Annotated in this window: 12 protein-coding genes; 9 read left to right on the top strand and 3 right to left on the bottom strand. The window is 74.1% G+C overall.

What is annotated here, in order from left to right:
* Positions 1-98 precede the first annotated feature (98 nt).
* The 3 genes from IE305_RS28400 to nudC are packed head-to-tail and all read left to right on the top strand — an operon-like array spanning position 99 to position 5836.
* On the top strand, positions 99-3383 hold the full coding sequence (locus tag IE305_RS28400; protein ID WP_190132655.1) for an ATP-dependent DNA helicase: 3285 nt from the start codon (positions 99-101) through the stop codon (positions 3381-3383).
* A gap of 47 nt (positions 3384-3430) precedes the next feature.
* Positions 3431-4861 (top strand): M20/M25/M40 family metallo-hydrolase, encoded by a 1431-nt coding sequence (locus IE305_RS28395; RefSeq protein ID WP_190132654.1) that lies wholly within the window; start codon positions 3431-3433, stop codon positions 4859-4861.
* Positions 4862-4906: 45 nt separating this feature from the next.
* A complete protein-coding gene (nudC, locus tag IE305_RS28390) occupies positions 4907-5836 on the top strand; it encodes an NAD(+) diphosphatase (RefSeq protein ID WP_190132653.1) in 930 nt (309 codons plus the stop codon).
* A gap of 50 nt (positions 5837-5886) precedes the next feature.
* Here nudC and IE305_RS28385 read toward each other — a convergent pair whose 3' ends face one another.
* Positions 5887-6144 carry a mycoredoxin gene (locus IE305_RS28385; protein ID WP_190132652.1) on the bottom strand — a complete coding sequence of 86 codons (258 nt, stop codon included), beginning with the start codon at positions 6142-6144 and terminating at the stop codon, positions 5887-5889.
* Between the two features lie 148 nt (positions 6145-6292).
* Between IE305_RS28385 and IE305_RS28380 the strand changes: the two genes are divergently transcribed.
* From IE305_RS28380 to IE305_RS28360, 5 genes are all read left to right on the top strand, one after another.
* Positions 6293-8506, top strand: coding sequence for an ATP-dependent DNA helicase UvrD2 (locus tag IE305_RS28380; RefSeq protein WP_373311769.1), 2214 nt, complete (start codon positions 6293-6295; stop codon positions 8504-8506).
* A 150-nt stretch (positions 8507-8656) separates the two neighbouring features.
* Positions 8657-8953 carry a hypothetical protein gene (locus IE305_RS28375; RefSeq protein WP_229891638.1) on the top strand — a complete coding sequence of 99 codons (297 nt, stop codon included), beginning with the start codon at positions 8657-8659 and terminating at the stop codon, positions 8951-8953.
* 128 nt (positions 8954-9081) lie between these two features.
* Positions 9082-9453, top strand: a complete 372-nt coding sequence (locus tag IE305_RS28370) for a WhiB family transcriptional regulator (protein ID WP_190132651.1) — start codon at positions 9082-9084, stop codon at positions 9451-9453.
* Entirely contained in the window at positions 9450-9779 is a 330-nt protein-coding gene (locus tag IE305_RS28365) for a putative WhiB-interacting protein (protein WP_190132650.1), read from the top strand. Before IE305_RS28370 ends, IE305_RS28365 begins: the two co-directional genes overlap by 4 nt.
* A gap of 110 nt (positions 9780-9889) precedes the next feature.
* Positions 9890-10096: a hypothetical protein gene (locus IE305_RS28360; RefSeq protein WP_190132719.1), complete on the top strand. Its 207-nt coding sequence runs from the start codon at positions 9890-9892 to the stop codon at positions 10094-10096.
* Between the two features lie 65 nt (positions 10097-10161).
* Here IE305_RS28360 and IE305_RS28355 read toward each other — a convergent pair whose 3' ends face one another.
* Both IE305_RS28355 and IE305_RS28350 read right to left on the bottom strand, forming a co-directional pair.
* Positions 10162-11529 (bottom strand): ABC1 kinase family protein, encoded by a 1368-nt coding sequence (locus IE305_RS28355; protein ID WP_190132649.1) that lies wholly within the window; start codon positions 11527-11529, stop codon positions 10162-10164.
* 48 nt (positions 11530-11577) lie between these two features.
* Complete coding sequence (locus tag IE305_RS28350) at positions 11578-12678, bottom strand: ThiF family adenylyltransferase (protein ID WP_190132718.1); 1101 nt, start codon at positions 12676-12678, stop codon at positions 11578-11580.
* Positions 12679-13086: 408 nt separating this feature from the next.
* Here IE305_RS28350 and IE305_RS28345 point away from each other — a divergent pair, with 408 nt between their 5' ends.
* Positions 13087-13704 carry a M48 metallopeptidase family protein gene (locus IE305_RS28345; protein ID WP_190132648.1) on the top strand — a complete coding sequence of 206 codons (618 nt, stop codon included), beginning with the start codon at positions 13087-13089 and terminating at the stop codon, positions 13702-13704.
* Positions 13705-13772 lie beyond the last annotated feature (68 nt).

Genomic DNA, 13772 nt, shown 5'->3' with positions numbered 1-13772 from the left:
ATCGCGGCGGACCGTGGCGGCGCCGCGCAGGACGATTGTCGTACCGGGGGTGTGGACGGAGCCCGGACGATGTCCGCGCACCCCGTTAGCGTTGCCGTATGACCGCGCGCCTGACCGACCCCGAGCAGCTCAAGGAGCTCCTCGGCATCCCCTTCACCGAGCAGCAGACGGCCTGCATCACGGCGCCGCCCGCCCCGCAGGTGATCGTGGCGGGCGCCGGCTCCGGCAAGACCACCGTCATGGCCGCCCGCGTCGTGTGGCTCGTCGGCACCGGCCAGGTCGCCCCCGACCGCGTCCTCGGCCTCACCTTCACCAACAAGGCCGCCGGCGAGCTCGCCGACCGTGTCCGCAAGGCCCTCGCCAAGGCCGGCATCACCGGCGGCGACGACCCCGGCCCCGCGGCCGCCGGCGGCGACCCCGAGGACACCGGCGGCGAACCCCGCATCTCCACCTACCACGCCTTCGCCGGCCAGCTGCTCAAGGACCACGGCCTGCGCATCGGCCTGGAGCCCACCGCCCGCCTCCTCGCCGACGCCACCCGCTACCAGCTCGCCGCCCGCGTCCTGCGCGACTCGCCCGGCCCCCACCCCGCCCTCACCCGCCCCTTCGCCGACCTCGTCGCCGACGTCCTCGCCCTCGACGGCGAGCTCGCCGAGCACCTCACCGACCCCGACGCGCTCCGCACCCACGACGAGGAACTGCTGCGCACCCTCGACGGCGTCCGCCTCACCAACGACGACCTGCGCAAGATCCCCCAGGCCGCCCGCGCCCGCCTCGACCTCCTCGACCTCGTCACCGCCTACCGCGCCGAGAAGCGCGCCCGCGACCTCCTCGACTTCGGCGACCAGATCGCCCTCGCCGCCCGCCTCGCCCGCACCCGCCCCGACGTCGGCCGCATCCTCCGCGACCAGTACGCCGTCGTCCTCCTCGACGAGTACCAGGACACCTCCGTCGCCCAGCGCCTCCTCCTCGCCGGCCTCTTCGGCCACGGCACCGGCCACCCCGTCACCGCCGTCGGCGACCCCTGCCAGGCCATCTACGGCTGGCGCGGCGCCTCCGTCGCCAACCTCGACGAATTCCCCCACCACTTCCCCCACGCCGACGGCACCCCCGCCCGCCGCCACACCCTCAGCGAGAACCGCCGCAGCGGCGGCCGCCTCCTCGACCTCGCCAACACCCTCGCCGCCCCCCTCCGCGCCCGCCACGAAGGCGTCGAAGCCCTCCGCCCCGCCCCCGGCGCCGAACACGACGGCCGCGTCCGCTGCGCCCTGCTGCCCACCCACGCCGACGAGCTCCAGTGGCTCGCCGGCCACCTCGCCCACCTCGTCCGCACCGGCACCCGCCCCGCCGGCATCGCCGTCCTCTGCCGCACCGCCGGCGACTTCGCCCAGATCCAGGCCGCCCTCGTCGCCCACGACCTGCCCGTCGAGGTCGTCGGCCTCTCCGGCCTCCTCCACCTCCCCGAGATCGCCGACCTGGTGGCCGTCTGCGACGTCCTCCAGGACCCCACCGCCAACGCCTCCCTCGTCCGCCTCCTCGTCGGCCCCCGCTGGCGCATCGGCCCCCGCGACCTCGCCCTCCTCGGCCGCCGCGCCCGCGCCCTCGTCCCCCACCGGCCCGACGGCACCGACCCCGCCCGACGCCTCGCCGAAGCCGTCGAAGGCACCGACCCCGCCGAGACGATCTCCCTCGCCGACGCCCTCGACACCTTCCTCACCCCCGACGCCGCCCCCGACGACGGCCTGCCCTTCTCCAGCGACGCCCGCATCCGCCTCGCCCGCCTCGCCGGCGAACTCCGCGACCTCCGCCGCGGCCTCGGCGACCCCCTCATGGACGTCCTGCACCGCGTCCTCACCACCACCGGCCTCGACGTCGAACTGTCCGCCTCCCCGCACGCCCTCGCCGCCCGCCGCCGCGAGACCCTCACCCGGTTCCTCGACATCGCCGCCGGCTTCGCCGCCCTCGACGGCGAAGCGACCCTCGGCGCCTTCCTCGGCTTCCTCCGCACCGCCGAGCGCTACGAAAAAGGCCTCGACACCTCCCTGCCCGGCGCCGAGGACACCATCAAGATCCTCACCGCGCACAAATCCAAGGGCCTCGAATGGGACGTCGTCGCCGTCCCCGGCCTCGTCGCCCGCACCTTCCCCAGCGAACAGGCCCGCGACGCCTGGACCGCCCAGCCCCAGGTCCTGCCGCACGCCCTCCGCGGCGACGCCGACACCCTCCCCGACATCACCACCTGGGACAGCAAGGGCATCACCGCCTTCAAAACCGCCCTCAAGGACCACCAGCACACCGAGGAACTCCGCCTCGGCTACGTCACCTTCACCCGCCCCCGCTCCCTGCTGCTCGGCTCCGGCCACTGGTGGGGACCCCAGCAGAAGAAGCCCCGCGGCCCCTCCGCCTTCCTCCACGCCCTGCGCACCCACTGCGAACGCGGCCACGGCGAGATCGACACCTGGGCCGACGCCCCCGCCCCCGGCGAGGAGAACCCCGCCCTCGCCGAAGCCGCCCAGGACCACACCTGGCCCCTGCCCCTCGACCCCGCCTCCCTCGCCCGCCGCCGCGCCGCCGCCGACACCGTCCTCGCCCACCTCCGCGCCCTGGACGACGACACAGCGGCCGAGCCCGGAGAAACCGGGACCGCCTCCGGTGACGAGGACGACCTCCTGCCCGAGGAGGCCCGCCTCGCCGACTCCTGGGACCGCGACCTCGACGCCCTCGCCGGCGAACTCCGCCGCGCCCGCGCCACCGTCCACGACGTCCCCCTGCCCGCCACCCTCACCGCCTCCGAACTCGTCCGGCTCGCCGCCGACCCCGACACCTTCGCCCGCGAACTGGCCCGCCCCATGCCCCGCCGGCCCCAGCCCGCCGCCCGCCGCGGCACCCGCTTCCACACCTGGCTCCAGTCCCGCTTCGACACCCTCCCCCTGCCCCTCCCCGGCCCCGACGAGCACGAGCCCGAACCCGAGCACGACGAGCCCGACCCGTACGACCTCGAAGCCCTCAAGGAAGCCTTCGCCCGCACGCCCTACGCCCACCGCACACCCCACCGCGTCGAGCACCCCGTCCAGATCACCCTCGCCGGCCGCCTCATCCGCGGCCGCGTCGACGCCGTCTACCGCGACGAGAACGACCCCGGACGGTACGAGATCGTCGACTGGAAGACCGGCCGCACCACCCCCGGCCCACCCGGCACACCCGGCGGCCCCGACCCCCTCCAGCTCGCCATCTACCGCCTCGCCTGGGCCGAACAGCACGACCTGCCCCTGACCTCCGTCGACGCCGCCTTCGTCCACATCCCCGACGGCACCGTCGTCCGCCCCACCGGACTGCCCGACCGCCCCGCCCTGGAACGCATCCTCCGCGGGGAGGACGCGTGAGAAATCCCGCTCCTGGTCACACCACCGCTCCGGCTAGGCTCGGAGCCATGAGCAGCACCCCGGACAGCGCCGTCCGCACGTACATCGAAGGCCACAGCGCCGCGTTCCTCGACGACCTCGCCGAGTGGCTGCGCATCCCCTCCGTGTGGGCCGACCCCGCCCACGCCGACGACACACGGCGCAGCGCCGCCTGGCTGGCCGAGGCTCTCACCGCCACCGGCTTCCCCGTCGCCGAGGTGTGGCCCACCGGCGAGAACGGCGAAGGCGCCCCCGCGGTGTTCGCCGAATGGCCCTCCGGCACCCCCGGCGCCCCCACCGTCCTCGTCTACGGCCACCACGACGTGCAGCCCGCCGCCCGCGAGGACGGCTGGCACACCGACCCGTTCGAGCCCGTCCTCACCGACGGCCGCCTCCACGCCCGCGGCGCCGCCGACGACAAGGGCCAGGTGTTCTTCCACACCCTCGGCGTCCGCGCCCACCTCGCCGCCACCGGCCGCACCGCGCCCGCCGTCAACCTCAAGCTGCTCGTCGAGGGCGAGGAGGAGTCCGGCTCACCGAACTTCCCCGCCCTCCTCAAGACCCACGCCGACCGCCTCGCCTGCGACGTCGTGATCGTCTCCGACACCGGCATGTGGGCCGAGGACACCCCCACCGTCTGCACCGGCCTCCGCGGCCTCGTCGAGTGCGAGATCACCCTCCACGGACCCGACCAGGACATCCACTCCGGCGCCTACGGCGGCGCCGTGCCCAACCCCGCCACCGAGGCCGCCCGCCTCGTCGCCGCCCTCCACGACGACGACCGCCGCGTCACCCTCCCCGGCTTCTACGACGGCATCACCGAGCTCACCGACGAAGAACGCCGCCTCATCGCCGAGCTGCCCTTCGACGAGGACCGCTGGCTGCGCGCCGCCCACTCCCACGCCGCCCTCGGCGAGAGCGGCTACAGCACCCTCGAGCGCGTCTGGGCCCGCCCCACCGCCGAGGTCAACGGCATCACCGGCGGCTACGGCGGCCCCGGCGGCAAGACCATCGTCCCCGCCTCCGCCCGGCTGAAGCTGTCCTTCCGGCTGGTCGCCGGGCAGGACCCCGACCGCATCCAGGCCCTCGTCCGCGACTGGGTCGCCGACCGCCTGCCCGCCGGCATCCGGCACGAGACCGTCTTCACCGGCGCCACCCGCCCCTGCCTCACCCCCATCGACCACCCGGCCCTGCGCAGCCTCGTCACCGCCATGGGCCGCGCCTTCGGCCAGAAGATCCGTTTCACCCGCGAGGGCGGCTCCGGGCCCGCCGCCGACCTCCAGGACGTCCTGGGAGCACCCGTGCTCTTCCTCGGCATCTCCGTGCCCTCCGACGGCTGGCACGCCCCCAACGAGAAGGTCGAGACCGGCCTCCTCCTCAAGGGCGCCGAAGCCGCCGCGCACCTGTGGGAAGAGCTCGGCAGCACCGGCACCCACGCCACCGGCCGGCCCGCCGCCTGACGCGTGACGTACGACCACCATTCCGAGGGGGAGTTGGAAACACCCGTGACCACCTGGACCGAACACGCCACCGACCGGCCGATCACACTCAGCGGCGCCAGCGGCATCGACCGCGCCGCCCACCACCGCCTCGACGAGGCCTGGCTCTCCGCCGCCTGGAGCCACCCCTCGACGCGGGTCTTCGTGGTCTCCGGCGGCCAGGCCCTGGTCGACGACACCCCCGACGGCCGCACCGAACTGGTCATGACCCCCGCCTTCGAGGCACCCCCCACCGAGACCCACCGCTACTTCCTCGGCCAGGACGCCGACGGCGTCGCCTACTTCGCCCTGCAGAAGGACACCCTGCCCGGCCGCATGGACCAGTCCGCGCGGCCCGCCGGGCTCCGCGAGGCCGGACTGCTCCTCTCGCCCCGCGACGCCGGCCTCCTCGTGCACGCCGTCGCCCTGGAGAACTGGCAGCGCCTCCACCGCTTCTGCTCCCGCTGCGGCGAGCGCACCGTCATCGCCGCCGCCGGCCACATCCGCCGCTGCCCCGCCTGCGGCGCCGAGCACTACCCGCGCACCGACCCCGCCGTGATCATGCTGGTCACCGACGAGAAGGACCGCGCCCTCCTCGGCCGCCAGATGCACTGGCCCGAAGGCCGCTTCTCCACCCTCGCCGGCTTCGTCGAACCCGGCGAATCCATCGAGCAGGCCGTGCGCCGCGAGGTCGCCGAGGAAGCCGGCGTCGTCGTCGGCGACGTCGAGTACGTCGCCAGCCAGCCCTGGCCCTTCCCCTCCAGCCTCATGCTCGGCTTCATGGCCCGCGCCACCTCCGCCGACATCCAGGTCGACGGCGAGGAGATCCACGAAGCACGCTGGTTCTCCCGCGACGACCTGCGGGCCGCCTTCGCCTCCGGCGAGGTCCTGCCGCCCACCGGCATCTCCATCGCCGCCCGCCTCATCGAGATGTGGTACGGCGAACCCCTGCCGTAGCCGGACACGGGAAAGCCCCCGCCGCGGCGGGGGCCTTCTTCCGCGTACGCTCAGGCGCCCAGGGCCTGCTTGACCTGCGCCAGGCTCGGATTGGTCATCGTCACGGCCTCGCCGCCGTTCGCGGGAACGATGTGGACCGTCGGAACGGTCTGGTTCCCGCCGTTCACCTTCTCCACAAAGGCCGCCGAGTCGGCGTCGTGCTCGATGTTGATCTCGTTGTACGTGATGCCCTCGCGATCCATCTGGCTCTTCAGCCGGCGGCAGTAGCCGCACCAGGTGGTGCTGTACATCGTCACGGTGCCCGACATCGACCGGTGCTCCTTCAGTAGGGGAGAGGTTCCGCAGAGGGAACGCACGTCCACGCCGGACCATTCCCGCAGCCCCATAGTCGTACCGCCCCACCCCGCCTGTGGACAACATTCCCGGTCACCCCGCCCGACCTGGCAGCATGGCGGGGTGACAGCAGTAACGCACTCCACCCTCTTCCCCCAGGTGCCGGACTCCGCCGACGCCGTGCTCGACGGGCTCGACCCCGAGCAGCGCGCCGTGGCCACCGCCCTGAGCGGCCCGGTGTGCGTACTGGCCGGCGCCGGCACCGGCAAGACCCGCGCCATCACCCACCGCATCGCCTACGGCGTCCGCTCCGGCATCCTCCAGCCCGCCAGTGTGCTCGCCGTCACCTTCACCAACCGTGCCGCCGGAGAAATGCGCGGCAGGCTCCGGCAGCTCGGCGCCGGCGGCGTCCAGGCCCGCACCTTCCACTCCGCGGCCCTCCGCCAGCTCCAGTACTTCTGGCCCAAGGCCGTCGGCGGCGACATGCCCCGCCTCCTCGAACGCAAGGCCCAGCTCGTCGCCGAAGCCGCCACCCGCTGCCGCGTCCGCCTCGACCGCAACGAGCTCCGCGACGTCACCGCCGAGATCGAATGGGCCAAGGTCACCCAGACCGTCCCCGACGACTACCCCGCCCTCGTCGCCAAGAGCGGCCGCGAAGCCCCCCGCGACCCCGCCGAGACCGCCCTCCTCTACGGCACCTACGAACAGCTCAAGCGCGACCGCGGCGTCATCGACTTCGAGGACGTCCTCCTCCTCACCGTCGGCATCCTCCAGGACCGCGCCGACATCGCCGACACCGTCCGCCGCCAGTACCAGCACTTCGTCGTCGACGAGTACCAGGACGTCAGCCCCCTCCAGCAGCGCCTCCTCGACCTCTGGCTCGGCGACCGCGACACCCTCTGCGTCGTCGGCGACGCCAGCCAGACCATCTACTCCTTCACCGGCGCCACCCCCGACCACCTGCTGAACTTCCGCACCCGCCACCCCCACGCCACCGTCGTCAAACTCGTCCGCGACTACCGCTCCACCCCCCAGGTCGTCCACCTCGCCAACGGCCTCCTCGCCCAGGCCCGCGGCCGCGCCGCCGAACACCGCCTGGAACTGATCTCCCAGCGCCCCGCCGGCCCCCACCCCCACTACGCCGAGTACGCCGACGAACCCACCGAGGCCGAAGGCACCGCCCGCCGCGTCCGCGACCTCATCGACTCCGGCGTCCCCGCCAGCGAGATCGCCGTCCTCTACCGCATCAACGCCCAGTCCGAGGTCTACGAACAGGCCCTCGCCGACGCCGGCGTCCCCTACCAGATGCGCGGCGCCGAGCGCTTCTTCGAACGGCCCGAGGTACGCGAGGCCGGACTGCTGCTGCGCGGCGCCGCCCGCGCCGGCGGCCACGCCGACCCCCGCCTCGCCGACGCCGACGACGTCCCCTCCCAGGTCCGCGCCGTCCTCGGCGGCGTCGGCTGGACCCCCCAGCCCCCCGCCGGCTCCGGAGCCGTCCGCGACCGCTGGGAATCCCTCGCCGCCCTCGTCCGCCTCGCCGAGGACTACGTCCGCGCCCACCCCGGCGCCACCCTCGCCGACCTCGTCACCGAACTCGACGAACGCGCCGGAGCCCAGCACGCCCCCACCGTCGAAGGTGTGACGCTCGCCTCACTCCACGCCGCCAAGGGCCTCGAATGGGACGCCGTCTTCCTCGTCGGCCTCACCGACGGCATGCTCCCCATCACCTACGCCCGCACCGACGAACAGATCGAGGAGGAACGCCGCCTCCTCTACGTCGGCGTCACCCGCGCCCGCACCCACCTCACGCTCTCCTGGGCCCTGTCCAGAACGCCGGGCGGCCGCCCCTCCCGCAGACCCACCCGCTTCCTCGACGGCCTGCGCCCCGGCACCGCGGCCGTCCTCCGCCACGGCACCGCCCCCCGCCCCGCCCAGGGCGGCGTCGAACGGGGCACCGCACCCCGGCAGCGCGCCACCGTGCGCTGCCGCGTCTGCGGCAGGTCCCTCACGGACGCCGGCGAGATCAAACTGATGCGCTGCGAGGACTGCCCCTCCGACCTCGACGAGGCGCTCTACGAGCGGCTGCGCGACTGGCGGGCCGAGCAGGCCCGCCGCCAGGGCCAGCCGGCGTTCTGCGTCTTCACCGACAAGACCCTGATGGCCATCGCCGAGGCCCTGCCGGGAACCGAAGCGGACCTCGCGCGCATCCCAGGAGTAGGAGGACGGAAGCTCGACCGGTACGGCGCCGACGTCCTCGCACTGTGCGCGGGCAGAGAGCCGGAACAGGAGCCGGAAGAGACGTCGCACGACGCCTCCGAAGATTCTCCGGAAAAATAGTTTGCGCACGCGGAGGGCCTACCCATAGCCTTCCGAGCAGGAAAGAGCGACCTTCGGCACTTCCGGGGTTCGTTGATTCCGTGCTGTACTGAACCGAAGACCAGGACCCGCTCGCGCAGGTCCCCGAGACGCCGAGAGGAGGCGGAGAAAATGATCAGCTTCATCAACACCAGCGCCAAAATGACCGATCGCCAGATCGGCTCCGCCGCCATGCTCGGCGCCACCACCGGCTCCTTCCAGGGCACCGGTGTGTCCGTCGCCGCCCCGGTCCAGCGCGAACAGCTCCTGGTCCAGGCGTGCGCCGTACGGCCGGCATCGGCAGCCAAGGCACCGGTCTACGCCCGCCCGCGCGCGGCAGAGGCCAACGGCGCCGGATTCCCGAACGCACTGCACCTTCCCAAGACGTGGGCCTTCCGCGGGCTCGAACCCTGGAGAGATCCAGCCTGATCGCGATCAGGTCGGCACCTTCCAGGGCCGCGGAACCCACACCGGGATCCGCGGCCCTTTTGTTTGCCCCCAAGCCTGGGGAACCCGCCCGGCCACCAGCCGGAACAACAGACGAGGACACCACCACCGTGCAACTCAAGGCACACACCCCGTCCGTAGCCACCGACCTGATCCCCCCGCCCGCACCCACGGAGGACACCGTGCCCCCGCTCGCTTCCCTCACCACCCTCACCGACCTCGACGACGCCATCGAGAGCCTCGGCGGGTCCGTGCCCTGCCGCAGCTACGACCCCGAGGTCTTCTTCGCCGAGTCGCCCGCCGACGTCGAGTACGCCAAGTCGCTCTGCCAGACCTGCCCGCTCCGCGCGGCCTGCCTCGCCGGCGCCAAGGACCGCCGCGAGCCGTGGGGCGTCTGGGGCGGCGAGCTGTTCGTCCAGGGCGTGGTCGTGGCCCGCAAGCGGCCCCGCGGCCGCCCGCGCAAGAACCCGGTCGTCGCATGAACACCCTCGGCACGATCGACCGCCCCCTCACGCACGACCCGATGAAGCAGGACCCCACGATGCAGCGCCCGTCCCCGGAGCCCTACGGCTCCGCCCACACCCCCGACCGTGAAACCACGAGCGCGACCGCCTCGCGCAAGAACAGGAACCTCGCCATGCAACTCATCCCCGAAGCCCTGGCCAGGGCCCATATGGCCGACCGCCTCCGCGAGGCGGAGTCCGAACGCAGGGCCGTGCGGCTGGCCACCGCACGCCGGATGCAACGGCGCGCCGAACGCGCCTCGCTCCGCGCCCGCCGAGCACTGGCCATGGCTGTGATGCAGTGACACACCACGGGGCCGGTCCGAAAGGACCGGCCCCGTTCCTTCGGGTGTGCCACCCGCTTTCCCGCTCCTTGCGGGGATATCGTCGCGCTGTGGACCACCCGCATGAACCCGTGCCGCAGGACCCCGACCCCCACCGGCCCGACGCGCCCCCGCCGCCCGTCGTCTGCGCCCGCTGCGGCGCCGTGGCCCCCACCGGCACCCCACCCCCCACCTGGACCTGCTCCGTCGAGAACGGCACCCGCCACTACTTCTGCGACGCCTGCGCCCGCGCCAACATCAGATCCATCGAAGGCCGCCTCGACTCCTCCTGGTGGTAGCTGCGCCTCCTGGGGGCCCCACCCCCTCCCCCCCCCGCCCCCACCCCCCGGATTTTTCTTTTTGGTCAGGCTGTTGTGGTGTCCTGGTCCGCCGTGGGCGTGGCGAAGCCGGGGACCCAGGTCTCCATTTCCTCGCGCAGGCGCACAGTGGCACCGAGTTGGCACAGGACGCCGATGGTGCTCATCGTCACCCGGTGGATCAGCAGATACGCCGGGGGCAGATTGAGCTGCCGGGCGAGCTGGTAGGCGGGCGAACGGGGATCGGCGATCCGGGTGGCCTGGGACCGCAGCCAGTCCCGGGTGAAGGTGAACTCCTCCGCCCGCGCCGGCTCGATGATCGGCAACAGGTAGTCGAGCACCGCCTCCGGGTCGAGGTCCCGGTCCGGTCTGACGAACCCCTCGTCGCACAACAGCTCGTGCACCGCCGCCGCATCACCGTCCAGCGTCAGCCGCAACGCCGTGCCTATCTCCACCGGCAGGCCCTGCGGCAGCCGGTCCACCGTGCCGAAGTCCAGCACCCCCAGCCGCCACTTCTCCGGCGGCCCGTCCGGGGCACCCGACGTCAGCAACCGGAAGTTCCCCGGATGCGGATCCGCGTGCAGCAGACCGGTCCGCGCCACGCCCGAGAACAGGAACCGGGCCAGCAGCTGACCCGCCCGGTCCCGCTGCTCCTGGGTGCCGCCGGCTATGACCTCCGACAGCGGCACACCGTCCATCCACTCGGTGACCAGCACCTGATCGCCGTGGTGCACCACCCCGGGAACCATCACGTCCAGGTCGCCGGTGAACTCCCGTGCGTGAGCGGCCTGCGCATCGGCCTCCAGCCCGTAGTCCAGCTCCTCCGACACCCGGTCGCGCATCTCCTTGATGAGCGGCTTGATGTCCATGCCGGGCACCAGCGGCCCCAGCAGCTTGGCGAACCGGCCCAATTGCGTCAGGTCCGACAACAGCGCCTCGCCCGCACCCGGGTACTGCACCTTGACCGCCACCTCACGGCCGTCGTGCCACACCGCCCGGTGCACCTGCCCGATCGAGGCCGCCGCGGACGGCTTGTCGTCGAACTCCTCGAACAGCTCCCGCCACTCCGGGCCCAGCCGCTCCTCGAGCGCCGCGTGCACCGTCGACGTCGGCATCGGCGGCGCCGCGTCCTGCAACTTCGTCAGGGCCGCCCGGTACGGGCCGGCGATCTGCTCGGGCAGGGCCGACTCGAAGACCGACAGGGCCTGGCCGAGCTTCATCGCCCCGCCCTTGAGCTGCCCGAGCGTCGCGAAGAGCTGCTCGGCCGTGCGCTGCTGGAGCTCCGCGGCGATCAGCTCCGCCGGCCGGCCCCCGATGCGCTTCCCCAGGCCGAGCGCCGTGCGCCCCGCGAACCCCAGTGGCAGCGCGGCCAACTTGGCGGTCCGGGTGACCGCCTTGCGGGGTAGATCAGACATGCGCCCCTCCAACTCGCTGTACGCCACGCCGCGGACGGCGGTTACGGCTCATTCTCCCGGTCGCCCGGCAGCCGCCGCACCGCACGGACACCGCGGGTGCGGCTCGACCGGCTGCGGCGACCAACCCGGCCCCGGCAGAGCCAGCTCCAGACGCGTCGCCGCGTCCGGCGCCGGGCCACCGTCGAGGAAGGCCAGCGCCCGCGCCACGGTCAGCCCCGCCACGACCGTGGCCAGTGCCATGTCGCACGACGGTACCCCCGCCGCCCGGCCCGACCGCCACTGGGCGAGCATCCGGGGCCACGCCGGGTCCCGCTCCGCACGCCCCAGCTCGACACAGCCCGCACACGCCGTCCTGCCCGGCACCACCAGCGGCCCCACCACACCCGTGGCCTCCAGCACCCCCGCATAAAGGTGGGGCGTGCCGCCCCGGACCAGCTCCTCCGCCGCCCCCGGGTCGGGCGCATACGCGGCCAGCCCGTCGCGCGGCGCGAACACCACCAGCGCCGGCGGCGGGTCCGGGGCGCCGTCGGGCCCGGGCCGGGACCGCGGGCGGGGGAGCGGCGCGCTGTCCCGCACCACCTGCCGGGTCGCGGCGTCCCGCCGTTCGCCCGTCCGCTCGGCCCGCACGCCGCCGGGCGTCACGTCCCACGGCTCGACACGGCCCCCGTCCTGCACCTCGACCCGGCCCACGCCCGACGCCGACAGCAGCGCCGCCACCGCCCCGCCGACCCGGCCCGCACCCCGCACCCGTACCCGGAGGCCCTGTCGCGCCGCCATCAGCCGCATCGCCGCACCCGGTTCGGGATGCAGCACCGACAGCGAGGCCAGGTCCGGCCGCAGCCGCTCCAGGCCGCCGCCTCGGCTGCGCAGCGCCGCCGCGCCCGGACCGCCGCCGTGCGGATCGTCCAGCAGCCCGGCGTTGGTGAGCCGGCCCACCAGCCGGTCCGCGCGGTCCTCCGGCAGATCGGCGCGGGTGGCCTCCGCGCGGAGCAGCGGCATGCCCCGCGTCCCGTCGAGCATGCCCAGGAAGCTGCCGGTCGCCGTGTCCACCGGCCCCACGACCTTCGCGTGCGCCGAGCTGATGCCGAACTGCACGGTGTCGCGGTTCCGCCAGGCCCGGCGCAGCGCCGGCTTGAGCATGGGGTGCAGTGCGTCGGGCTGGGGCGGGGGCGGTGCGGCGGAGGGGCCGTCGTCCGCGTCGTACGGGTAGGGAGGTGGGCGGCGGGGGCCCGGTGGGGGTGGTGGGGGCGGGGTGGTGCCGGGCGTGCGTGCGGTTCCCGGCGTGGCCCGCGTGGGCGGCATCGCGGTCCGCGTCGCGGTCCGTGTCGCGGTTCGCGTCGTGGTCCGCATCGTCGTCGGCGATGTGGTCGGCGGTGTGGTCGGCGGTGTCGTTTGCATGGTGTTCCTCCTCGGTTCGGGCTCGGTCGGGCTTCAGCATGCCCGTCGGGGCGGAGGCGTGTGCGGGGTTGTCCACAGGTCCGGTGTGATGGTCATACGAGCCGTGACAAGCGCCCGAGCGACGCGACTTCCCGCACCGGCAGCGGGTAACGTCGGGGCGTGCCCGTCGACCAGCCCTCTCGCTTCTCGGGCGAGACCCCCCTGCACAGCGCCCCGCGCCCGCCGCGCCGTGCGACCGTGCCGCGGGGCCCGGAGGCGGGCGCGGTCGAGGTGCGGCGCAGCGCGCGGCGGCGCCGTACGGTGTCCGCGTACCGCGAGGGCGACCGCACCGTGGTCCTCATCCCCGCCCGGATGTCGGACGCGGAGGAGAAGCGGTGGGTGTCGGTCATGCTCGACCGGCTCGCGGCGCAGGAGAGCAAGCGCATGCCGGGCGACGCCGAGCTGGCGGAGCGGGCGCGGCGGCTGTCCGAGCAGTATCTGGGGGGCCGGGCGCGGCCGGCCGGGGTCCGGTGGGTCACCAACCAGAACACCCGCTGGGGTTCCTGCACGCCCGCCGAGGGCAGCATCCGCCTGTCGCACCGCCTGCAGGGCATGCCGGAGTACGTCGTCGACTACGTGCTGCTGCACGAGCTGGCCCATCTGCTCGTGCCCGGCCACGGCCCCGAGTTCTGGCGGCTGCTGGAGCCGTACCCGCGCACCGAGCGTGCCCGTGGCTATCTGGAGGGTGTGGTGGCCGCCGGGCGGCTGCCCCATCTGCCGGCCGCCCGCGGCGAGTGACCCCGGGCCGGGCCCCGCGGGCCGGGCGGTCCCGGCGGCAACGGCCGCTCCTCCCAGCGGTTAGCCTG

Origin of the sequence: Streptomyces mashuensis (assembly GCF_014654785.1) — a bacterium.
In the GTDB taxonomy this organism is placed as follows: domain Bacteria; phylum Actinomycetota; class Actinomycetes; order Streptomycetales; family Streptomycetaceae; genus Streptomyces; species Streptomyces mashuensis.
This window is presented reverse-complemented; position numbering and strand designations above follow the sequence as displayed.